The organism is Streptomyces sp. NPDC058674 (assembly GCF_042716505.1).
Lineage (GTDB): Bacteria > Actinomycetota > Actinomycetes > Streptomycetales > Streptomycetaceae > Streptomyces.
This window is the reverse complement of record NZ_JBHXSC010000019.1, coordinates 1-21,529: the sequence shown is the minus strand read 5'-3', so window position 1 is coordinate 21,529 and position 21,529 is coordinate 1. Positions and strand designations below refer to the sequence as shown.

General features: G+C 72.6%; 19 protein-coding genes. 2 read left to right on the top strand and 17 right to left on the bottom strand.

The window, feature by feature from the left end; genetic code table 11:
* Nucleotides 1-154 precede the first annotated feature (154 nt).
* From ACFWU6_RS12675 to fmt, 3 genes are all read right to left on the bottom strand, one after another.
* A complete protein-coding gene (locus tag ACFWU6_RS12675) occupies nucleotides 155-370 on the bottom strand; it encodes a DUF6243 family protein (RefSeq protein WP_383806400.1) in 216 nt (71 codons plus the stop codon).
* A 63-nt stretch (nucleotides 371-433) separates the two neighbouring features.
* Complete coding sequence (locus tag ACFWU6_RS12670; protein ID WP_383806403.1) at nucleotides 434-1,912, bottom strand: RsmB/NOP family class I SAM-dependent RNA methyltransferase; 1,479 nt, start codon at nucleotides 1,910-1,912, stop codon at nucleotides 434-436.
* A gap of 93 nt (nucleotides 1,913-2,005) precedes the next feature.
* On the bottom strand, nucleotides 2,006-2,950 hold the full coding sequence (fmt, locus tag ACFWU6_RS12665; RefSeq protein ID WP_383806406.1) for a methionyl-tRNA formyltransferase: 945 nt from the start codon (nucleotides 2,948-2,950) through the stop codon (nucleotides 2,006-2,008).
* 249 nt (nucleotides 2,951-3,199) lie between these two features.
* Here fmt and ACFWU6_RS12660 point away from each other — a divergent pair, with 249 nt between their 5' ends.
* Complete coding sequence (locus tag ACFWU6_RS12660; protein WP_383980783.1) at nucleotides 3,200-3,724, top strand: hypothetical protein; 525 nt, start codon at nucleotides 3,200-3,202, stop codon at nucleotides 3,722-3,724.
* 135 nt (nucleotides 3,725-3,859) lie between these two features.
* On the opposite strand, the gene ACFWU6_RS12655 is transcribed toward ACFWU6_RS12660, so the two are convergent.
* From ACFWU6_RS12655 to pyrR, 14 genes are all read right to left on the bottom strand, one after another.
* Nucleotides 3,860-5,959 carry a primosomal protein N' gene (locus tag ACFWU6_RS12655; RefSeq protein ID WP_383980781.1) on the bottom strand — a complete coding sequence of 700 codons (2,100 nt, stop codon included), beginning with the start codon at nucleotides 5,957-5,959 and terminating at the stop codon, nucleotides 3,860-3,862.
* Between the two features lie 97 nt (nucleotides 5,960-6,056).
* On the bottom strand, nucleotides 6,057-7,265 hold the full coding sequence (gene metK, locus ACFWU6_RS12650) for a methionine adenosyltransferase (RefSeq protein ID WP_383806415.1): 1,209 nt from the start codon (nucleotides 7,263-7,265) through the stop codon (nucleotides 6,057-6,059).
* A gap of 194 nt (nucleotides 7,266-7,459) precedes the next feature.
* Nucleotides 7,460-8,689: a bifunctional phosphopantothenoylcysteine decarboxylase/phosphopantothenate--cysteine ligase CoaBC gene (gene coaBC, locus ACFWU6_RS12645; RefSeq protein WP_383806454.1), complete on the bottom strand. Its 1,230-nt coding sequence runs from the start codon at nucleotides 8,687-8,689 to the stop codon at nucleotides 7,460-7,462.
* 119 nt (nucleotides 8,690-8,808) lie between these two features.
* Nucleotides 8,809-9,081 carry a DNA-directed RNA polymerase subunit omega gene (rpoZ, locus tag ACFWU6_RS12640; RefSeq protein ID WP_004948662.1) on the bottom strand — a complete coding sequence of 91 codons (273 nt, stop codon included), beginning with the start codon at nucleotides 9,079-9,081 and terminating at the stop codon, nucleotides 8,809-8,811.
* 68 nt (nucleotides 9,082-9,149) lie between these two features.
* Nucleotides 9,150-9,713: a guanylate kinase gene (gmk, locus tag ACFWU6_RS12635; protein ID WP_383806418.1), complete on the bottom strand. Its 564-nt coding sequence runs from the start codon at nucleotides 9,711-9,713 to the stop codon at nucleotides 9,150-9,152.
* 61 nt (nucleotides 9,714-9,774) lie between these two features.
* Nucleotides 9,775-10,098 carry an integration host factor gene (locus tag ACFWU6_RS12630; protein ID WP_008740406.1) on the bottom strand — a complete coding sequence of 108 codons (324 nt, stop codon included), beginning with the start codon at nucleotides 10,096-10,098 and terminating at the stop codon, nucleotides 9,775-9,777.
* A gap of 444 nt (nucleotides 10,099-10,542) precedes the next feature.
* Nucleotides 10,543-11,385, bottom strand: a complete 843-nt coding sequence (gene pyrF / locus ACFWU6_RS12625; RefSeq protein WP_383806420.1) for an orotidine-5'-phosphate decarboxylase — start codon at nucleotides 11,383-11,385, stop codon at nucleotides 10,543-10,545.
* Nucleotides 11,382-12,497: a quinone-dependent dihydroorotate dehydrogenase gene (locus ACFWU6_RS12620; RefSeq protein ID WP_383806422.1), complete on the bottom strand. Its 1,116-nt coding sequence runs from the start codon at nucleotides 12,495-12,497 to the stop codon at nucleotides 11,382-11,384. Before ACFWU6_RS12620 ends, pyrF begins: the two co-directional genes overlap by 4 nt.
* Nucleotides 12,498-12,582: 85 nt before the next feature.
* On the bottom strand, nucleotides 12,583-15,891 hold the full coding sequence (gene carB / locus ACFWU6_RS12615; protein ID WP_383806425.1) for a carbamoyl-phosphate synthase large subunit: 3,309 nt from the start codon (nucleotides 15,889-15,891) through the stop codon (nucleotides 12,583-12,585).
* A complete protein-coding gene (gene carA, locus ACFWU6_RS12610; RefSeq protein ID WP_383806429.1) occupies nucleotides 15,884-17,041 on the bottom strand; it encodes a glutamine-hydrolyzing carbamoyl-phosphate synthase small subunit in 1,158 nt (385 codons plus the stop codon). Before carA ends, carB begins: the two co-directional genes overlap by 8 nt.
* Nucleotides 17,038-17,628: a hypothetical protein gene (locus tag ACFWU6_RS12605; RefSeq protein ID WP_383806432.1), complete on the bottom strand. Its 591-nt coding sequence runs from the start codon at nucleotides 17,626-17,628 to the stop codon at nucleotides 17,038-17,040. The genes carA and ACFWU6_RS12605 overlap by 4 nt, the downstream gene beginning before the upstream one ends.
* Nucleotides 17,625-18,911: a dihydroorotase gene (locus ACFWU6_RS12600; RefSeq protein ID WP_383806435.1), complete on the bottom strand. Its 1,287-nt coding sequence runs from the start codon at nucleotides 18,909-18,911 to the stop codon at nucleotides 17,625-17,627. The genes ACFWU6_RS12605 and ACFWU6_RS12600 overlap by 4 nt, the downstream gene beginning before the upstream one ends.
* 2 nt (nucleotides 18,912-18,913) lie before the next feature.
* Nucleotides 18,914-19,903 (bottom strand): aspartate carbamoyltransferase catalytic subunit, encoded by a 990-nt coding sequence (locus ACFWU6_RS12595; RefSeq protein ID WP_383806439.1) that lies wholly within the window; start codon nucleotides 19,901-19,903, stop codon nucleotides 18,914-18,916.
* A gap of 108 nt (nucleotides 19,904-20,011) precedes the next feature.
* On the bottom strand, nucleotides 20,012-20,590 hold the full coding sequence (gene pyrR / locus ACFWU6_RS12590) for a bifunctional pyr operon transcriptional regulator/uracil phosphoribosyltransferase PyrR (protein WP_383806441.1): 579 nt from the start codon (nucleotides 20,588-20,590) through the stop codon (nucleotides 20,012-20,014).
* 272 nt (nucleotides 20,591-20,862) lie between these two features.
* Here pyrR and bldD point away from each other — a divergent pair, with 272 nt between their 5' ends.
* Nucleotides 20,863-21,363 carry a transcriptional regulator BldD gene (gene bldD / locus ACFWU6_RS12585; protein WP_030841550.1) on the top strand — a complete coding sequence of 167 codons (501 nt, stop codon included), beginning with the start codon at nucleotides 20,863-20,865 and terminating at the stop codon, nucleotides 21,361-21,363.
* Nucleotides 21,364-21,529: the final 166 nt, after the last annotated feature.

Sequence of the window (21,529 nt, the reverse complement as noted above, 5' to 3'; positions counted from 1 at the left end):
GTCCGGCGGCGCGGTGCGGCGGCGGGAGTTCCCGGCTCCCGCAGGCAGCGGGGACCCGTTACGGCGGCAGGGCGCGGGCCGCGCGTCGCGGTCCGCGCCCTGCCCCGTGCGGCGCCGCCCTGCGGCGGCCGCGCGTCAGCTCTGAGCGCTGTCGTCAGCTCTGTGCGGTGTCGTCGCCCGCCTGCCCGGCGTCCTCGGCCGCGTCCGCCTTCTCGCGCATCTTGCGCACCAGCTCCGCCTTCTGGTCGGCTGCGCCCTGGCGGTCGAGGTTGCGGTGCGGGCCGTTGTTCTGCCGTTCGGCGCGGGACAGCTTCTTGCGCTGGCCGCCGCCCATGCCGACGGGGTTGTTGATGTTCTTGCTCACGGTCACGGGTTCTCCCGGTAAAAGATGTGAAGTGATCTACGGATTCGAGGGGGCGCCAGCCGTCGGGTGCTACGCGGTGCGCCGCAGCAGCGCCAGGTACATCGCGTCCGTGCCGTGCAGGTGCGGCCACAGCTGGACGTCCGGGCCGTCTCCCAGCGCCGGTACGCCGCCCATGTACGGGCGGGCGTCGACCAGCTCGGCCGACACCGGCGCGTGCCCCGCACCGCGGCCCTTGAGGACGTCGTCCACGACCACCCGGGTCTCCGCCAGGTGCGGGGAGCACGTCGCGTACCCCACGATCCCGCCCACCCGGACCGCCGCGAGGGCCTCCCGCAGCAGCCCGCGCTGGAGCGGGCCGAAGCCCTCCAGGTCCTCGGGGCGGCGGCGCCAGCGGGCCTCCGGGCGACGGCGCAGCGCCCCCAGTCCCGTGCACGGGACGTCCATCAGGACGCGGTCGAAGGATCCCGGCCGCCACGGCGGGCGGGTGCCGTCCGCCGCGATGACCTGGTACGGACCGAGGTTGCCGGCCAGCGCCTTCTCCACCAGGCGGGCCCGGTGCGGCTGCTTCTCGGAGGCCAGCAGGAAGGCCCCGCGCTGCGCCGCCAGCGCCGCGAGCAGCGCCGCCTTGCCGCCGGGGCCCGCGCAGCCGTCCAGCCACAGCTCGTCGCGGCCCTCGACCGGTGCGGCCGCCAGGGCCATCGCCACGAGCTGGCTGCCCTCGTCCTGGACCCCGGCGCGGCCGTCGCGCACCGCCTCCAGGGCGCCCGGCTCGCCTCCCTCGGCCATCCGTACGGCGTACGGCGACCAGCGGCCCGGCAGCGCCGAGTCCTCGCCCACCGCCTCCAGCAGCTCCTGCGGGGTGGACCGCCCGGGCCGGGCGACCAGCGTGACCTCGGGCCGCTCGTTGTCGGCCTCCAGCAGGTCCTCGATGCCCGCGCGGCCGCCGCCCAGCGAGTCCCACAGGGCGCTGACGACCCAGCGCGGGTGCGAGTGGTAGACGGCGAGGTGGGCCTCGGCGTCATCCTCGTACGGCGGGGCGACCCGCTCCAGCCAGCCGTCGAGGTCGTGCGCGGAGATCTTCCGGAGCACGGCGTTCACGAACTTGGCGCGCCCGTCGCCGAGCACCACCCGGGCCAGCTCCACCGTGGCCGAGACCGCGGCGTGCGTGGGGATGCGGGTGCCCAGCAGCTGGTGGGCGCCCAGCGACAGCACGTCGAGCACCGGCGGGTCGACTTCCCGCAGCGGCCGGTCGACGCACGCCTTGATGACGGCGTCGTACGTGCCCTGGCGGCGCAGCGTCCCGTAGACCAGCTCGGTGGCGAGCGCCGCGTCCCGGGCCTGGAAGCTCTCGTCCTGGCGGGCCTTGCGCAGCAGCGGCGGCAGCACGAGGTTGGCGTACGCGTCGCGCTCGTCCACCGCCCGCAGCACCTCGAAGGCCAGCATCCGGACCGGGTCCTTCTGGGGCCGGCGGTACGGCCTGGCCGACTTGGCCGGCTTGCCTCCGGCGCCTGCTGCGGCGGCGGGACGACGGCGGGGCTGTTCGCTCACGTGAAAGGTGCTCCGGATGTACGAGTGCTGCGAGTACGACGAGAGGGGGCGGGAGGGCGGCGGGCGGGCCCGCGCGGGCCGCGCCCGCACGGATCAGCCTACGTCGGCCCCGCCGAGCCGCTCGCCGGGGGCGATGCGCACCCCGCGCGCCCAGTCGGCGGCGCGCATCGGCTTCTTGCCCTGGGGCTGTACCCACAGCAGCTCCACGGCGTGCGAGCCGGTGCCCGCGTACACGTTGTTCTTGGCGGGGGACAGCTCCCCCGGCTCCAGGTCCGTCCGGTCGGGCACCGGGCCCAGGGAGATCAGCTTGAGCCGCTCCCCGCGGAAGACGGTCCACGCGCCCGGGGCGGGGGTGCAGCCGCGCACCACGCGGTCGGCGCGCATCGCCGGGGCCGTCCAGTCGATGCGGGCGTCCTCCACGGTGATCTTGGGTGCGAGCGAGATCCCGTCGAGGGGCTGCGCGACGGCGCGCAGGGTCCCGTCCTCGATGCCGTCCATGGTGGCGACCAGCAGCCCGGACCCGGCGAAGGCCAGCCGGGTCAGCAGGTCGCCGCTGGTGTCGGTGGGGCGGATCTCCTCGGTCAGGATGCCGTAGACCGGACCGGAGTCCAGGCCCTCCTCGATCTGGAAGGTGGAGGCGCCGGTGACCTGGTCTCCCGCCATGATCGAGTGCTGGACGGGAGCCGCCCCGCGCCAGGCCGGCAGCAGGGAGAAGTGCAGGTTGACCCAGCCGTGCCGGGGGATCTCGATGGCGCTCTTGGGAATCAGCGCGCCGTAGGCGACGACGGGACAGCAGTCGGGGTCGATCTCGCGCAGCCGGGCCTGGAAGTCCGGATCGCGGGGCCGGACGGGCTTGAGCACCTCGATGCCGGCCTCCTCCGCGCGCTCGGCGACCGGGCTGGCGACGAGGCGCCGGCCGCGGCCGGCCGGTGCGTCGGGCCGGGTGACGACGGCGGCGACCTCGTGCCGCCCGGAGGCGATGAGGGCGTCCAGGGCGGGCACGGCGACCTCGGGGGTGCCTGCGAAGACGAGCTTCACTGGGTCCTACCTCGCTATCTCGGCTGTCAGCAGCGCACCAGTCTATGGGGCGGCACCCCCCTCCCCCGCCTGCGGTCACGAGGGGGCGTACGCACACGCGCGCGCCCCTCGCATATGCCGACACGCCCCCGTTGCGTGACCTGGGCGTCGGGTGACGCGTTGGTCAAGAGAGATTGACCGAAACGGGCCGCGCGTGAACGGTGTCTGCGGCCCGATCCGCCCTCCAGCACCGGTTCGAGAGGCTTCTTCATGGCCGACCACGCCACTCACGACGCCCAAGCCCGGGCCAGCCTGCACCTCCTGGTGCGGGACATCGAGCGGGTTCGCCGTCAGGTGGATGCCCTGCGTACGCTCACCGCCCAGCTCGGCAATGTGTACCGTCCGCGCCGCTCCGGGCCCTCCACGGGCTTCGTCGTCTACGGGCGGGCGCCCGCGCCCACCGTCCGCCTCGCGCAGGAGCTGCGGGACAGCGTCGAGACGCTGGTCACCGCCGCGGTGGACTTCGACCGCTCGCTCGGCTTCTCGTGGGACGCGGTCGGCTCGGCGCTCGGTGTCACCAAACAGGCCGTGCACCGCAGGTACGGTGCCCGGCGCGCGCAGAGCGCGGAGTCCGCGGAGCCGCCGTCCGAGGGGACGGCCACCCGCACGCTGGGCCCGCTGCCCACCGTCCCGGCGGCCCGCTCGGCGCCCCCGCAGCCCCTGCGCGAGGAGGCTCAGGTCGTGGTGGGCGCCGCACCCCGCCCGTCGACCTTCCCCGGCCCGCGCAACGGCTGATCCGGAGCGCCTGCCGCCGGGTCGCCGACCCCCGACGGAACCGGCCCGCTCCTCCGAGCCGTACGACCCGCCTCCGGCGGACGACCGACCGGTCGCCCCGACCGGGGGCGTCCGGCTGCCCGGCCCGGCCGGGGGTCAGCCGATGTCCAGGGGGTCGATCCGGACCCGGACCGCCTCCGCCGCCGGGACGCCCCGCGCCATCCGCGCGGCCTGCGCCGACTTCAGGGCCGCCGCGAGGGCGGCGCCGCTGCCCGGCGGGACCCGGACCAGCGCCCGCTCCCCGGCGGAGGGCTCACCCCGGCGCCCCGGAAGCGGCACCGGTCCCAGGACCTCCGCGTCCGCCGGCAGTCCGGCGCCCGCCAGGAAGGCCTCGACCGCCTCGCCCCGGCCGGCCACCGCCGCCATCCGCGACACCGGCGGGAAACCGAGCTGGGCCCGCTCCGCCAGCTCCCGGACCGCATGGCCGACCGGGTCCCAGCGCACCAGCGCCTGCACCGGGCGCAGCGTCGGCTCCGCCACCACCACGACCTGTCCCTCCGCCCGGACCAGCGAGGCGGCCGCGATCCACCGCCGCAGTGCGTCCTCGCCGGCCCGCAGGTCGGGCCGGCCCAGCATCGCCCAGCCGTCCAGCAGCAGCGCCGCCGCGTAGCCGGCGTCCGCCGCGACCGGCTCGGCGCCCGGGGTGCACACCACCAGCGCCGGCCGGTCCGGCACCTCGTCCAGCACGTGGTCGCGCCCGGAGGTCCGTACGGGCACGGCCGGGAAGGCCCGCCCCAGCTCCTCGGCGGTCCGCCGGGCGCCCACGACCTGGGCCCGCAGCCGGAACGAGCCGCACTCCTCGCAGTGCCACGACGGCTCACCGCGCCCGCACCAGCCGCACTGCAGCTCGCGCTCGTCGGGGGCCTCCAGCGGGCCCGCGCAGACCGTGCACCGGGCCGGGGTGCGGCACCGCTCGCACGCCAGCCGGGGCACGTACCCCCGGCGCGGCACCTGGACGAGCACGGGCCCGGTCTTCAGCCCCTCCCGTACGGTCTCCCACGCCAGGCTCGGCAGCCGCGCGGCGCGGGCCGCCTCGTCGCGGGCCAGCAGTTCGTCGCCCACGGTGCGGATCCGGGGAGCGCACGCGCGCACCGTCTCGCGGCTCGCGACCAGCGGCCGCGCCCAGCCCGACTCGACGAGCTGCGCGGCCTCGACGGTGCAGCTGGTGCTCCCGGCCAGGAAGGCGCAGCCGTCGGTGACCGCGCGCAGCTCCAGCACCTCCCGGACGTGCGGGAAGGGGGCGCGGTCGTCGCTGTGGCTGGAGTCCCCGTCGTCCCAGACGGCGACGAGCCCGAGGTCCCGTACGGGTGCGAACATCGCGGCCCGGGTGCCGACGACGGCCCGGACCGAGCCCCGGCTGACGGCGAGCCACTGGCGGTAGCGCTTCTCGGGCCCGGACTCGGCGGTGAGCAGGGCGTGGCGTCCCTCGCCGAGCAGGGCGGTGAGCGCCGCGTCCACCCGGGCGGCGGTCCGCCCGTCGGGGACGACGGCGAGGGCCCCGCGGCCGGAGGCGAGGGTGGCGGCCACGGCGCGGGCGAGCTCGTCGGCCCAGCCGGGACCGGGCAGGGCCGTCCACACCGCGCGCGGTGTGCCGCCGCCGGCCAGGGCGCGCAGGAAGGCCGGCCCGGACCCGTACCGCTCCCAGCCGCCCGGCGCGGGCGCGGGGGACGGCGGCAGCGGCTCCGGTGAGGGCTTGGCCTCGGCCCTGGCGTTGCGCGGGGGCAGGGCGAGCTGGAGGACGTCGGCGAGGCTGCCGGCGTACCGGTCGGCGACGGCGCGTGCGAGGGCCAGCGTCCGGGGGGCGAGGACCACCTCGGGCGAGACCACCTGGGCGAGGGCGGCCAGCGCTCCCTCGTAGTCGGACTCGGCCCGGCGCTCGACGACGAACCCGTCGATGAGGCCGCCGCCCTCCCTGCGGCCGCCCCGCACGTGGTGCGCGCCGGCCCCGAAGCGGACCCGGACGCGGACGCCCGGCTGCGCGGCGTCCGACAGTTCGGCCGGGACGGCGTAGTCCCAGAGCTGGTCGAGGTGGAGGACGCCCTTGTTCACGAGGATGCGGGCGACGGGCAGCTCCTCCGCGAGGGCGGCCCCGCGCCAGGTGCGCGGCTTCGCCTTGGGCGCCTTGGCCTTCGCCTCGGCGACCATCTCCCGGATCAGCGCGAGCTGCTCCGGCGGGGAATCGTTCGCGCTGCTCACACCCGCATTCTTACCAAACCCCGCTGACAGCCGACGGATCGGCCGGACGTGCGAACGGCCCCGGACCGTGTGGTCGGGGGCCGTTCGGCGGGAGGTCCTACAGGCCCGCGGCCGCGCGCAGCGCGTCCACGCGGTCGGTGCGCTCCCAGGTGAAGTCCGGCAGCTCGCGGCCGAAGTGGCCGTAGGCGGCGGTCTGGGCGTAGATCGGCCGCAGCAGGTCCAGGTCGCGGATGATGGCGGCCGGGCGGAGGTCGAAGACCTCGCCGATCGCGTCCTCGATCTTCTGGACGTCCACCTTGGCGGTGCCGAAGGTCTCCACGAACAGGCCGACGGGCTCGGCCTTGCCGATCGCGTACGCGACCTGGACCTCGCAGCGCGAGGCCAGTCCGGCCGCGACGACGTTCTTGGCGACCCAGCGCATGGCGTAGGCGGCGGAGCGGTCGACCTTGGACGGGTCCTTGCCGGAGAAGGCGCCGCCGCCGTGACGGGCCATGCCGCCGTACGTGTCGATGATGATCTTGCGGCCGGTGAGGCCGGCGTCGCCCATCGGGCCGCCGATCTCGAAGCGCCCGGTCGGGTTGACCAGCAGGCGGTAGCCCTCGGTGTCGAGCTTGATGCCGTCCTCGACCAGCTGGTTCAGGACGTGCTCCACGACGAACTCGCGGATGTCGGGCGCGAGCAGCGAGTCCAGGTCGATGTCCGACGCGTGCTGCGAGGACACCACCACGGTGTCGAGGCGCACGGCCTTGTCGCCGTCGTACTCGATGGTGACCTGGGTCTTGCCGTCGGGGCGCAGGTAGGGGATGGTCCCGTTCTTGCGGACCTCGGACAGGCGCTTGGAGAGCCGGTGCGCGAGGTGGATCGGGAGCGGCATGAGCTCGGGGGTCTCGTCGCAGGCGTAGCCGAACATCAGGCCCTGGTCGCCGGCGCCCTGCTTGTCGAGCTCGTCCTCGTCGCCCTCGACGCGCTTCTCGTAGGCGGTGTCGACGCCCTGCGCGATGTCCGGGGACTGGGCGCCGATGGACACCGAGACGCCACAGGAGGCGCCGTCGAAGCCCTTCTTCGAGGAGTCGTAGCCGATCTCGAGGATCTTGTCGCGCACGAGCTGGGCGATCGGCGCGTAGGCCTTCGTCGTCACCTCGCCCGCGATGTGCACGAGACCCGTGGTGATGAGGGTCTCCACCGCAACGCGCGAGGTGGGGTCCTCGGTGAGGAGGGCGTCGAGGATCGTGTCGCTGATCTGGTCAGCGATCTTGTCGGGGTGGCCCTCGGTCACAGACTCCGAGGTGAACAGACGACGGGACACAACGCTCCCTGGGGTTGCAGCGGCTGCTGGCTGATCATTGGCGGAACCACATCGGAGGCTGCGCCCGATCACGTTCCGGATGCAGTTTATCGGTCGCCACCGTTCGCCGGACCACCCGTCTCGCCTTGTGGGAGCCGTGTGACCTGCGGCACTCCATTCTTGCGTACGGACCGGACGAGGAGAAGGCACTCCGCTCAGGCGCGTCGGGCACCCAGCCGGAGGACCACCTGGTCCCAGATCACGTCGGAGAGCACGTCCTTGGGACCGTGGGGCACCTGGACCTCGGAGCCGTCGGAGGCCAGGATGACCGCCTCGTTCTCCTCGGAACCGAAGGTCTTGGACGCACCGACCTCGTTGACCACCAGGAGGTCGCAGCCCTTGCGGGCCAGCTTCGCCCTGCCGTTGGCCAGGACGTCGTCGGTCTCGGCGGCGAAGCCCACCACGACCTGGCCCTCGCGCGCCCGGTCGGCCGAGACCTCCGCGAGGACGTCCGGATTGCGCACGAGGGCGACGGGCGCGGGCTCCTGGCCGTCCTTCTTCTTGATCTTCCCGTCGGCGTACGCGGCGGGGCGGAAGTCGGCCACGGCCGCGGCCATCACCACGGCGTCCGCGTCCGGGGCCGCCTTGAGCACGGCCTCCCGCAGCTGCAGCGCCGTCCCCACCCGTACGACGTCCACACCGGCCGGGTCGGCCAACGCGGTCTCCGTCGCCACCAGGGTGACCCGGGCGCCGCGTGCCACGGCGGTGCGGGCGAGGGCGTAGCCCTGCTTGCCGGAGGAGCGGTTGCCGAGGAAGCGGACGGGGTCCAGCGGCTCCCGGGTCCCTCCGGCGCTGACCACCACGTGCCGTCCGGCGAGGTCCTGTCCGGACCCGCCGCCGGTACGGCCGCGCCCCCTCAGGACGTGCCGGCACACCTCGAAGATCTCCTCGGGGTCGGGCAGCCGCCCCTTGCCGGTGTCCTTGCCGGTCAGTCGGCCCACGGCGGGCTCGATGACGACGGCCCCGCGGCGCCGGAGCGTGGCCACGTTCTCCTGGGTGGCGGGGTGCTCCCACATCTCGGTGTGCATCGCGGGAGCGAAGACCACCGGGCAGCGGGCGGTGAGCAGGGTGTTGGTCAGGAGGTCGTCGGCCAGGCCGTGGGCGGCCTTGGCGAGCATGTCGGCGGTGGCCGGAGCGACCACGACCAAGTCGGCGGACTGCCCGATCCGCACGTGCGGGACCTCGTGGACGCTCTCCCACACCTCGGTGGAGGCCGGGTTCCCGGAGAGGGCGGACCAGGTCGCCTCACCGACGAAGTGGAGGGAGGCGGCCGTGGGCACCACGCGCACCTCGTGCCCGGACTCGGTCAGTCGGCGCAGCAGCTCGCACGCCTTGTACGCGGCGATCCCGCCGCTGACCCCCAGCACGACCTTCGGCTTGTCCACCGCGCACTCCCCTTCGACCCGTCCGACGCCTTCGGCGCTGATCGCCGTACCCACCCATGACACACCACGGGCCCGGCAGATGTTCTGCCGGGCCCGTGGTGAAAAGAATTCTCGGTGCCTTACTGAGCCGGGGCCTCGATGGCCTCGGAGGTCAGCAGACCCGCGTTGATCTCGCGCAGCGCGATCGAAAGCGGCTTCTCGTGGACGTGGGTGTCCACCAGCGGGCCGACGTACTCGAGCAGGCCCTCACCGAGCTGCGAGTAGTACGCGTTGATCTGACGCGCACGCTTGGCCGCGTAGATCACGAGGCTGTACTTCGAGTCAGTAGCCTCGAGCAGCTCGTCGATCGGCGGGTTGATGATGCCCTCGGGCGCAGTGATGGAAGAGGACACGCTCTACCTTCCGAAGATGGGTGAAAGATCAAACATTGATCGACCGATTCATAAACATCGATCAACGATCAGACAACTTCCATCAAGGCTAGCAGCTCGCGGGCCACGTCCTCGACGGAGGTGTTCACCAGGGTGGTGTCGAACTCGGACTCGGCAGCCAGTTCGATCTTGGCGGTGTCGAGCCTGCGCGCGATGACATCCGCCGACTCGGTGCCCCGGCCGGTGAGCCGGCGGACCAGCTCGTCCCAGCTGGGCGGAGCCAGGAAGACCAGCTGGGAGTCGGACATCGACTCGCGGACGAGCCGTGCGCCCTGGAGGTCGATCTCCAGCAGTACCGGCTCGCCGCTGTCCAGGCGTTCCAGCACCGCGCCGCGCGGTGTGCCGTAGCGGTTGCCCGCGAACTCGGCCCACTCCAGCAGCTCGCCGTTGGCGATCAGCTTGTCGAACTCGTCGTCACTGACGAAGAAGTAGTGGATCCCGTGCCGCTCACCGGGCCGCGGCTTGCGGGTGGTGGCCGACACCGAGAGCCACACCTCGGGGTGAACCTTGCGCATATGCGCGACGACCGTGCTCTTGCCGACCCCTGAAGGGCCGGAGAGCACGGTCAGCCGCGGACGAACCTCTGCTGCCATAAAGCGATTATCCAGCCTCTCGGGACTGCCTGAGAACGCCGGAGGCACTTCGGGCAGTGCGTCAGCCGGCAGGAGTGCCGAACTCACGCTCCAGAGAAGCGATCTGGTTGGAGCCGAGACCTCGAACACGCCGGGACTCGGAGATGCCGAGGCGCTCCATGATCTGCTTGGCGCGCACCTTGCCCACGCCAGGCAGGGACTCCAGCAGGGCGGAGACCTTCATCTTGCCGATGACGTCGTTCTCCTGGCCCGTCTTGATGACCTCTTGGAGCGAGGCGCCGGAGTGCTTGAGTCGATTCTTCACCTCGGCCCGCTCCCGGCGAGCCGCGGCGGCCTTTTCGAGCGCGGCTGCGCGCTGTTCAGGGGTAAGGGGCGGAAGAGCCACGCCTACGTCACCTCGGATGTCGAACTGTCGGATACGGACCGGTGGGGAACACGGAGGCACCACACCAGGCGAGGTCCCGAACAGCGATGGAACTCGTTCGCTGCGCGTTCACTCTGGTCGGAGACTAGCGGCCATGACCGCTCCAGTCAGCGAGAACGGACGAAAAGTCCTGGTCAGCCTCCACTGAACCGTACATCAGGGACAAACTACCCCGGTTTTGTCCGGCGAAAGCCGTTCGAATTTCGTCAGTCCGTGCGAAGTCCGCGTCCGGCGGCGCCCCCGAACGGCCGCGTTCCCGTACGCGGTCACCCCCGCACAGGGCCCGCCGCGTACGGGCACGGGCCCGATCGGGCCCGTGAGCAGCGCGGCCCGCGGGCGGCGCCCGGACCGGCCGTGCCGGCGCGGGCGGCCGCCGCGGTGGTGATACGGGTCACACGGGGCCCGCTAGGCCGAGACGGCCGCGCGGACCTCGTCCGCGAAACGCCGCGCCGACGAGCGCAGGGCCGCGGTGTCCGGGCCGTGTTTCAGCACGCCCCGCGAGACGTTCGGCACCACGTTGCGCACGGCCGCGCCGAAGACCGCCGGGAGGTCGGCGGCGGTGGCGCCCTGGGCGCCGATGCCGGGGGCCAGCAACGGCCCGTTGATGTCCAGGTCGAAGGAGGACAGGTCGCCGAGCGTGGCGCCGACCACCGCGCCGAAGGAGCCCATCGGCTCGGCGCCCGCGTTCTCCGCGGCCAGGTGGGCCAGCATGGTCGCCCCGATGGTCAGGCCGTCCTCGCGGACCGCGCGCTGGACCTCCGCGCCTTCCGGGTTGGAGGTCAGGGCCAGGACGAAGAGGCCCGCCCCCGACGCGCGGGCCAGGTCGACGGCGGGCTTCAACGAGCCGTAGCCGAGGTACGGGGAGACCGTCAGCGCGTCGGAGAAGAGCGGGGACGCCGGGTCGAGGAAGGCCGAGGCGTACGCCGCCATGGTCGAGCCGATGTCCCCGCGCTTGGCGTCCATCACGACCAGGGTTCCCGCCGCCCGCGCGTCCGCCACGGTCCGCTCCAGCACGGCGACGCCGCGCGACCCGAAGCGCTCGAAGAAGGCCGCCTGGGGCTTGAAGACCGCCACCGACTCGGCCAGCGCCTCCACGACTGTGCGGGAGAACCTCTCCAGGCCGGCGACGTCGTCCGCCAGGCCCCAGGAGTCGAGCAGTGCCGCGTGCGGGTCGATGCCGACGCACAGCGGGCCGCGCTCGTCCATCGCCGTGCGCAGGCGGGTGCCGAAGGGGGTCACGGTGCTCACAGAGCGGCCTTCCGGGTCTCGGCGCCCACCGCGTCGGCGAGCGTGGCGTACGGGCTGTCGGCCAGGCGTGCGGCCAGGCCCTGGTGGATGGCGCGGGCGTAGCAGGGGCCCTCGTAGATGAAGGCGCTGTAGCCCTGGATCAGGGTGGCCCCGGCCAGGATTCGCTGCCAGGCGTCCTCGGCGTTCTCGATGCCGCCGACGCCGACCAGCACGAGCCGGTCGCCCACGCGGGCGTACAGCCGGCGCAGGACCTCCAGCGAGCGCTCCTTGACGGGGGCGCCGGACAGGCCGCCGGTCTCCTCCACCAGCGAGGCCGGGGACTTCAGGCCGAGGCCCTCCCGAGCGATGGTGGTGTTCGTGGCGATGATGCCGTCCAGGCCGAGCTCCAGCGCCAGGTCCGCGACCGCGTCCACGTCCTCGTCGGCCAGATCGGGCGCGATCTTGACCAGGAGCGGGACCCGGCGGTCGGTGACCACCCGGTCCGCGGCCGCGCGCACGGCGGTCAGGAGCGGGCGCAGCGACTCGGTGGCCTGGAGGTTGCGCAGGCCCGGGGTGTTGGGCGAGGAGACGTTGACGACCAGGTAGTCGGCGTGGCGGGCGAGCCGCTCGGTCGAGGCGACGTAGTCCGCGACGGCCTCGTCCTCGGGCACGACCTTCGTCTTGCCGATGTTGACGCCGACGACCGTGCGGAAGACCGCCTCGCGGGCGGCCAGGCGCTCCGCCACGGCCGCCGAGCCCTCGTTGTTGAAGCCCATCCGGTTGATCAGCGCGCGGTCCGGGACGAGGCGGAAGAGCCGCTTCGCGGGGTTGCCGGGCTGGGGCTGCGCGGTGACCGTGCCGATCTCGACGTGGTCGAAGCCGAGCATGGACATGCCGTCGATGGCGACGGCGTTCTTGTCGAAGCCCGCCGCGAGCCCGAAGGGGCCGTGCATCCGCAGGCCCAGGGCCTCGGTGCGCAGCGACTCGTGGCGGGGGGCGAGCCACGCCGCGAGGAAGGTCCGCAGCACGGGGATGCGGGCGGCGAGGCGGATCCAGCGGAAGGCCGCGTGGTGGGCCCGCTCCGGGTCCATCCGCTTGAAGACCAGGTTGAAGAAGAGTCGGTACGTCGTCACTGTCTTGAAGGTCCCTCTGCGCTCATGAAGAGGGGGACACCCGTCGCATCAGCGAATCCGGTGTCCCCCTCCCCTGTACGGGCTGCTAGTCGCGGGCCGCGGTCAGGTGCTCCGCGTGCTCCTGGAGCGAGCGGACGCCCACGTCGCCGTGGCCGAGCGCCTCGATGCCCTGCACGGCCGCGGCGAGCGCCTGGACCGTGGTCAGGCACGGCACGCTGCGCGCCACGGCCGCCGTGCGGATCTCGTAGCCGTCGAGGCGGCCGCCGGTTCCGTACGGGGTGTTGACGATCAGGTCGACCTGGCCGTCGTGGATCAGCTGGACGATGGTCTTCTCGCCGTTGGGACCCTCGCCGTCGCTGAGCTTGCGCACCACGGTGGCGTTGATGCCGTTGCGGCGCAGCACCTCGGCGGTGCCGGCGGTGGCCATCAGCTCGAAGCCGTGGGCGACGAGCTCGCGCGCCGGGAAGATCATCGAGCGCTTGTCGCGGTTGGCGACGGAGATGAAGGCGCGGCCCTTGGTGGGCAGCGGGCCGTAGGCGCCGGCCTGCGACTTGGCGTACGCCGTGCCGAAGACGGAGTCGATGCCCATGACCTCGCCGGTGGAGCGCATCTCCGGGCCGAGGACGGTGTCGACGCCGCGGCCCTGGATGTCGCGGAAGCGCGACCAGGGCATCACGGCCTCCTTGACGGAGATCGGCGCGTCCAGCGGGAGGGTGCCGCCGTCGCCGGTCTTGGGCAGCATGCCCTCCGCGCGCAGTTCGGCGATGGTGGTGCCCAGCGAGATGCGCGCGGCGGCCTTGGCCAGCGGGACCGCGGTCGCCTTCGAGGTGAAGGGGACGGTCCGGGAGGCGCGCGGGTTGGCCTCCAGCACGTAGAGGATGTCCCCCGCCATCGCGAACTGGATGTTGATCAGGCCGCGGACTCCGACGCCCTTGGCGATGGCCTCGGTGGAGGCGCGCAGGCGCTTGATGTCGTGGCCGCCGAGGGTGATCGGGGGCAGGGCGCAGGCCGAGTCGCCGGAGTGGATGCCGGCTTCCTCGATGTGCTCCATGACGCCGCCGAGGTAGAGCTCGTGGCCGTCGTAGAGGGCGTCCACGTCGATCTCGATGGCGTCGTCGAGGAAGCGGTCGACCAGCACGGGGCGGGTCGGGGAGATCTCGGTGGACTCGGCGATGTAGGACTCCAGCCGGGTCTCGTCGTAGACGATCTCCATGCCGCGGCCGCCGAGCACGTAGGACGGGCGCACCAGGACCGGGTAGCCGATCTCGTCCGCGATGGCCTTCGCACCCGTGAAGGTCGTGGCCGTGCCGTGCTTGGGGGCCGGCAGGCCGGCCTCGGCGAGGACCTGTCCGAAGGCGCCGCGGTCCTCGGCGGCGTGGATGGCCTCCGGGGAGGTGCCGACGACGGGGACGCCGTTGTCCTTGAGCGCCTGGGCGAGACCGAGGGGGGTCTGGCCGCCGAGCTGGACGATGACGCCGGCGATGGGTCCGGCCAGGGACTCGGCGTGGAAGATCTCCAGCACGTCCTCGAGCGTCAGCGGCTCGAAGTACAGGCGGTCGGAGGTGTCGTAGTCGGTGGAGACGGTCTCCGGGTTGCAGTTGACCATGACGGTCTCGTACCCGGCGTCGTGCAGCGCGAAGGAGGCGTGGACGCAGGAGTAGTCGAACTCGATGCCCTGGCCGATGCGGTTCGGGCCGGAGCCCAGGATGATGACCGCGGGCTTGGTGCGCGGGGCGACCTCGGACTCCTCGTCGTACGAGGAGTAGAAGTACGGGGTCTTCGCGGCGAACTCGGCGGCGCAGGTGTCGACGGTCTTGTAGACCGGGCGGACGCCCAGCGCGTGGCGGACCTCGCGCACGACGTCCTCGCGCAGGCCGCGGATCTCGGCGATCTGGACGTCGGAGAAGCCGTGGCGCTTGGCCTCGGCGAGGAGCTCGGGGTGGAGCTTCTCGGCGGCGGCGAGCTCGTCCGCGATCTCCTTGATGAGGAAGAGCTGGTCGACGAACCAGGGGTCGATCTTCGTGAACTCGAAGACCTCCTCCTGGGTGGCGCCGGCGCGGATGGCCTGCATGACGGTGTTGATGCGGCCGTCGGTGGGGCGGACCGCGGTGGCGAGCAGCTCGTCCTTGTCGCCGACCGGGCCGACGAAGGTGAACTGCGAGCCCTTCTTCTCCAGGGAGCGCAGGGCCTTCTGGAGGGCCTCGGTGAAGTTGCGGCCGATGGCCATGGCCTCGCCCACCGACTTCATGGTGGTGGTGAGGGTGGCGTCGGCGAGCGGGAACTTCTCGAAGGCGAAGCGCGGGGCCTTGACGACGACGTAGTCGAGGGACGGCTCGAAGGAGGCCGGGGTCTTCTCGGTGATGTCGTTGGGCACCTCGTCGAGCGTGTAGCCGATGGCCAGCTTGGCGGCGATCTTGGCGATCGGGAAGCCGGTGGCCTTCGACGCGAGCGCCGAGGAGCGCGAGACGCGCGGGTTCATCTCGATGACGATGACGCGGCCGTCGGCCGGGTCGATCGCGAACTGGATGTTGCAGCCGCCGGTGTCGACGCCGACCTCGCGGATGATCGCGATGCCGATGTCGCGCAGCCGCTGGTACTCGCGGTCGGTGAGCGTCATCGCCGGCGCGACGGTGATCGAGTCGCCGGTGTGGACGCCCATCGGGTCGAAGTTCTCGATGGAGCAGACGACGACCACGTTGTCCTTGGTGTCGCGCATCAGCTCCAGCTCGTACTCCTTCCAGCCGAGGATGGACTCCTCCAGGAGCACCTCGGTGGTCGGGGAGAGCGTGAGGCCCTGGCCGGCGATCCGGCGCAGCTCCTCCTCGTCGTGCGCGAAGCCGGAGCCGGCGCCGCCCATGGTGAAGGAGGGGCGCACGACGACGGGGTAGCCGCCGAGGGTGTCGACGCCGGCGATGACGTCGTCCATGGTGTGGCAGATGACGGAGCGGGCGGACTCGCCGTAGCCGATCTTGGCCTTGACGGCCTCGACGACGCCCTTGAAGAGGTCGCGGTCCTCGCCCTTGTTGATGGCCTCGACGTTGGCGCCGATGAGCTCGACGCCGTACTTCTCCAGCACGCCCTGCTCGTGCATCGAGATCGCGGTGTTGAGCGCGGTCTGGCCGCCCAGGGTCGGCAGCAGCGCGTCGGGGCGCTCCTTGGCGATGATCTTCTCGACGAACTCGGGGGTGATCGGCTCGACGTACGTGGCGTCGGCGATCTCCGGGTCGGTCATGATCGTCGCGGGGTTGGAGTTCACCAGGATGACCCGCAGGCCCTCGGCCTTGAGGATGCGGCAGGCCTGGGTGCCGGAGTAGTCGAATTCGGCGGCCTGGCCGATGACGATCGGGCCGGAGCCGATGACCAGGACGGACTGGATATCGGTGCGCTTAGGCACGCTCGGCCTCCATCTGGGCGGTTTCCATCAAAGACGTGAAACGGTCGAAGAGGTACGCGGCGTCGTGCGGGCCGGCAGCCGCCTCGGGGTGGTACTGGACGGAGAAGGCCGGCTGGTCGAGCAGCTGGAGGCCTTCGACGACCTGGTCGTTCAGGCAGACGTGGGAGACCTCGGCGCGGCCGTAGGCCGTGTCGGTGACCTTGTCGAGGGGCGCGTCCACGGCGAAGCCGTGGTTGTGCGCGGTGATCTCGACCTTGCCGGTGGTGCGGTCCTGCACCGGCTGGTTGATGCCGCGGTGGCCGTACTTCAGCTTGTACGTGCCGAAGCCGAGCGCGCGGCCCAGGATCTGGTTGCCGAAGCAGATGCCGAAGAGCGGGGTCTTGCGCTCCAGCACGCCCCGCATGACGGCGACGGGCCCGTCGGCGGTGGCCGGGTCGCCCGGGCCGTTGGAGAAGAAGACGCCGTCCGGGGAGACCGCGTAGACGTCCTCGACGGTGGCGGTGGCGGGCAGGACGTGCACCTCGATGCCGCGCTCGGCCATCCGGTGCGGGGTCATGCCCTTGATGCCGAGGTCCACGGCGGCGACCGTGAACTTCTTCTCGCCGATCGCGGGGACGACGTACGCCTCCTTGGTGGCGACCTCGGCGGCGAGGTCCGCGCCCTTCATCTGCGGGGCGTCCTGGACGCGGGCCAGCAGGGCCGCGTCCTCGCCGATGCTCGCGCCGGAGAAGATGCCGACGCGCATGGCGCCGCGCTCGCGCAGGTGGCGGGTCAGGGCGCGGGTGTCGATGCCGGAGATCCCGACGACACCCTGCTGCGCCAGCTCCTCGTCCAGCGAGCGCCGCGAGCGCCAGTTGGACGGGACGCGGGCGGGGTCGCGCACGACGTACCCGGCCACCCAGATGCGGGAGGATTCGGGGTCCTCGTCGTTGACGCCGGTGTTGCCCACGTGCGGGGCGGTCATGACGACCACCTGGCGGTGGTACGACGGGTCGGTGAGGGTCTCCTGGTAGCCGGTCATTCCGGTGGAGAACACGGCCTCGCCGAAGGTCTCACCCACAGCGCCGTAGGCGCGGCCGCGGAAGATCCGACCGTCCTCCAGGACGAGTACGGCGGGAGCTTTGGCTGCTCCCCTGGTGGAGGTCGTCATCGTTCGGCGCCTTCCGTCGTGATGGATGAGTTCTGTGTGGTCAACGCGTTGATCCCGTCGACCCACGCGGCGTGCTCGGCCGCGCGGTCGGAGCGGAATCCGGAGTCGATCAGCCTGTCGCCGTGCGCCCATGTGACGACGAGCAGACCGCCCTCGGTGAGTACCTTGCCCGCGATTCCCTTGTCGAGGCGGGCGCCGCGCAGCTGCGCGGCCGGTACGAAGAAGTCCGTGGCTCCGGGTCGCACCACGTCGAGGCCCGCGTCGGTGAGCGTGAGCTCGACCCGGCTGCGGACTCCCAGGCCGTGGGCGACGATCCGGTCGAGCCACTGCCCGGCGGTGGTGGACCCGTGGTACCGGCCGGTCAGGGCCAGCCGGTGCTCGGGGAGACCGTCGGGGGCGGCGGGCAGCTCCGGCAGATCGTTCTGCAGGGCGCCGCGCCATTTCCAGCCCTGCCGCATCAGCCAGTACACGAAGGCGATGAAGACGAGCAGGCCGACGACCCACGCGATGCGCGCGCCCCAGTCCGTCACCTCCGCCGACCGTCGCTCGGCGGCCTCGGCGGCCAGTTGGATTACTGCAGGTGTCACGCCAGCGTCCCGTCCACGACCGTTGTCCGGCCCCGCAGGAAGGTGTGAGTGACGCGCCCCGGCAGCTCACGGCCCCTGTAGGGCGTGTTGCGGCTGCGGGAGGCGAAGCGTGCGGGGTCCACGACACCACGGTACGAGGTGTCGACCAAGGTCAGGTTCGCGGGTTCACCTGCCGAGACGGGACGGCCGTGGTTCTCCAGCCCGCCGATGCGCGCCGGTGCGAAGGACATCCGCTGGGCGACGCCCGCCCAGTCGAGCAGTCCGGTCTCCACCATCGTCTCCTGGACGACGGAGAGCGCGGTCTCCAGGCCCACCATGCCCATGGCGGCGGCGGCCCACTCGCAGTCCTTGTCCTCGTGCGGGTGCGGGGCGTGGTCGGTGGCGACGATGTCGATCGTGCCGTCCGCGAGGGCCTCGCGCAGGGCCAGTACGTCGGCCTCGGTGCGCAGCGGCGGGTTCACCTTGTAGACCGCGTCGTAGGAGCGGACGAGCTCCTCGGTGAGCAGGAGGTGGTGCGGGGTGACCTCGGCGGTGACGTCGATGCCGCGGGACTTGGCCCAGCGGACGATCTCCACCGAGCCGGCGGTGGAGAGGTGGCAGATGTGGACGCGGGAGCCGACGTGCTCGGCGAGCAGCACGTCGCGGGCGATGATCGACTCCTCGGCGACGGCCGGCCAGCCGCCGAGACCGAGCTCGCCGGAGACGACGCCCTCGTTCATCTGGGCGCCCTCGGTGAGGCGGGGCTCCTGGGCGTGCTGGGCGACGACGCCGCCGAACGCCTTCACGTACTCCAGGGCGCGGCGCATGATCACGGCGTCGTCCACGCACTTGCCGTCGTCGGAGAAGACGGTGACGCGGGCGGCGGAGTCGTGCATGGCGCCCAGCTCGGCGAGCTGCTTGCCCTCCAGGCCGACGGTGACGGCGCCGATGGGCTGCACGTCGCAGTAGCCGGACTCCTTGCCCAGGCGCCAGACCTGCTCGACGACGCCGGCGGTGTCGGCGACGGGGAAGGTGTTCGCCATGGCGAAGACGGCGGTGTAGCCGCCGCTCGCGGCGGCGCGGGTGCCGGTGAGGACGGTCTCGCTGTCCTCGCGGCCGGGCTCGCGCAGGTGGGTGTGGAGGTCGACGAGCCCGGGGAGGAGGACCCGGCCCTCGGCCTCGATGACGGTCGCGCCGTCCGCCGACAGGCCCGTACCGACCTCGGCGATGGTCTCGCCGTCGATCAGGACGTCCTGCGCCTCGCCGCCGAGTACCTTCGCGCCACGGATCAGGATCTTGCTCATCTTTACTTGCTCTCCTCGGTGCGGGCAGCGGGGGTGGTGGTGAGGGCGGGCTCGGAGCCTCCGAGCAGCAGGTACAGCACGGCCATCCGGGTGGAGACGCCGTTGGCGACCTGTTCGACGGCCGTGCAGCGGTCGGAGTCGGCGACCTGGGCGGTGATCTCCATGCCGCGGTTCATCGGGCCGGGGTGCATCACGATGGCGTGCCCGGGCATCTTGGCCATGCGGTCGCCGTCGAGCCCGTACCGGCGGGAGTACTCGCGCTCGGTCGGGAAGAAGGCGGCGTTCATGCGTTCGCGCTGCACACGCAGCATCATCACCGCATCGGACTTCGGCAGCACCTCGTCGAGGTCGTAGCTGACGTCGCACGGCCAGCTGTCGACGCCGATGGGCACCAGGGTGGGCGGGGCCACCACGGTCACCTGGGCACCCAGGGTGTGGAGCAGCTGGACGTTGGAGCGGGCCACCCGGCTGTGCAGGACGTCGCCGACGATGGTGATGCGGCGGCCGTTCAGGTCCTTGCCGAGGCCCGCGTCGCGGCCGACCAGGCGGCGGCGCATGGTGAAGGCGTCCAGCAGGGCCTGGGTGGGGTGCTCGTGGGTGCCGTCGCCGGCGTTGACCACGGCGGAGTCGATCCAGCCGGAGGTCGCCAGGCGGTAGGGGGCGCCGGAGGCGTGGTGGCGGATGACGACCGCGTCGGCGCCCATGGCCTCCAGGGTCAGCGCCGTGTCCTTGAGGGATTCGCCCTTGGAAACGGAGGAGCCCTTGGCGGAGAAGTTGATGACGTCCGCGGAGAGCCGCTTGGCGGCCGCCTCGAAGGAGATCCGGGTCCGCGTGGAGTCCTCGAAGAAGAGGTTGACGACGGTGAGGCCGCGCAGGGTGGGCAGTTTCTTGATCGGCCGGTCCGCGACGCGGGCCATCTCCTCGGCGGTGTCGAGGATCAGGACGGCGTCGTCGCGCGTGAGGTCGGCGGCCGAGATGAGGTGGCGCTTCATCTGGATGGCTCCGTAGGTCGGGAGGGCAGGCAGGCGGACGGGCTGGCTGGCGTGCGGGCAGGGCGGACCGCGGCACGGACCCCGAGGAGGGGCCCGGACCGGCACGGGCTACTGCTGCCCGGCTGCCTGGGGGGTCCGCTGGCCGAGCAGCACGGCGTCTCGGCCGTCCTCCTCCTGGAGCTGGACCTTCACGGTCTCCCGCAGCGACGTGGGGAGGTTCTTGCCGACGTAGTCGGCGCGGATCGGCAGTTCGCGGTGGCCGCGGTCGACGAGGACGGCGAGCTGCACGGCGCGGGGGCGGCCGATGGCACCGAGGGCGTCGAGGGCCGCGCGGATGGTGCGGCCGGAGAAGAGCACGTCGTCGACGAGGACCACGAGGCGGCCGTCGATGTCGTCGCCGGGGATCTCGGTGCGGCCGATGGCGCGGGCAGGCTTCAGCCGCAGGTCGTCGCGGTACATGGTGATGTCGAGCGAGCCGACCGGGATCTTCGTGCCGGTGATCTCTTCGAGCTTGGCGGCCAGCCGGCGGGCGAGGTACACACCGCGGGTGGGAATGCCGAGGAGCACCACGTCGTCGGCGCCCTTGGCGCGTTCGACGATCTCGTGGGCGATACGGGTCAGGACCCGGGCGATGTCCTGCGCGTCCAGGACGGGGCGCATGGCATCGGGATGCTGCTGAGTGTCCATGAAAAGGACCTCCTTCTCCGCCTCACGGGACGGACCTTAAAGGACGTCTGATGTACGCCTCCCACCGTACCAGGGGCATCCCGGCGGCCCGACACCGGGCCGGCGCCGGGGGCACGCACGGGGCTGCCGGGGCCCCTCGTGCGTGCGGCGTGGGGGCCATTCGGCTTGACGCATCCAAGTAACGCTGCGTAACCTCACAGTGAGTTACCAGCCGCGCGGCGGAGCCGCACGTTGTCCATGTTCGTCACAGCGTCACAGCGTCCGGGAGCGTTATGTCCAGCGAATACGCCAAACAGCTCGGGGCCAAGCTCCGCGCCATCCGCACCCAGCAGGGCCTTTCCCTCCACGGTGTCGAGGAGAAGTCCCAGGGCCGGTGGAAGGCCGTGGTGGTCGGTTCCTACGAGCGCGGGGACCGTGCCGTGACCGTCCAGCGCCTCGCCGAGCTGGCGGACTTCTACGGGGTTCCGGTACAGGAGCTGCTGCCCGGCACGACTCCCGGCGGAGCGGCCGAGCCGCCGCCGAAGCTGCGCCTGGACCTGGAGCGGCTGGCGGGCGTGCCCGCCGAGAAGGCGGGCCCGCTCCAGAGGTACGCCGCGACCATCCAGAGCCAGCGCGGCGACTACAACGGCAAGGTGCTCTCGATCCGCCAGGACGACCTGCGCACCCTCGCCGTCATCTACGACCAGTCGCCCTCGGTCCTGACCGAGCAGCTGATCAGCTGGGGCGTCCTGGACGCGGATGCCCGTCGCGCGGTGGCGCACGAGGACGCCTGAGTCCTCCGGGCCCCGGCCCCAGTCTCAGCAGAAACGTTTACCGGCGGGGGGGGGGGGGCCCCCCGGGGGGGGGCCCCCCCCCCCGGGGGGGGGGGGGGGCCGCGGGGGCGGCGCGCGGGCCCCCCCCCGCCGCCGCGCCGGGGGCGCCGGGGAGGGCCCCGCGGGC

Coding starts and splice junctions, on each gene's coding strand:
- ACFWU6_RS12660 (WP_383980783.1), top strand. CDS start 3,200: ATGGCCGACCACGCCACTCACGACGCCCAAGCCCGGGCCAGCCTGCAC.
- gmk (WP_383806418.1), bottom strand. CDS start 9,713: ATGGCAGCAGAGGTTCGTCCGCGGCTGACCGTGCTCTCCGGCCCTTCA.
- carA (WP_383806429.1), bottom strand. CDS start 17,041: ATGACGACCTCCACCAGGGGAGCAGCCAAAGCTCCCGCCGTACTCGTC.
- ACFWU6_RS12600 (WP_383806435.1), bottom strand. CDS start 18,911: ATGAGCAAGATCCTGATCCGTGGCGCGAAGGTACTCGGCGGCGAGGCG.
- ACFWU6_RS12595 (WP_383806439.1), bottom strand. CDS start 19,903: ATGAAGCGCCACCTCATCTCGGCCGCCGACCTCACGCGCGACGACGCC.
- pyrR (WP_383806441.1), bottom strand. CDS start 20,590: ATGGACACTCAGCAGCATCCCGATGCCATGCGCCCCGTCCTGGACGCG.
- bldD (WP_030841550.1), top strand. CDS start 20,863: ATGTCCAGCGAATACGCCAAACAGCTCGGGGCCAAGCTCCGCGCCATC.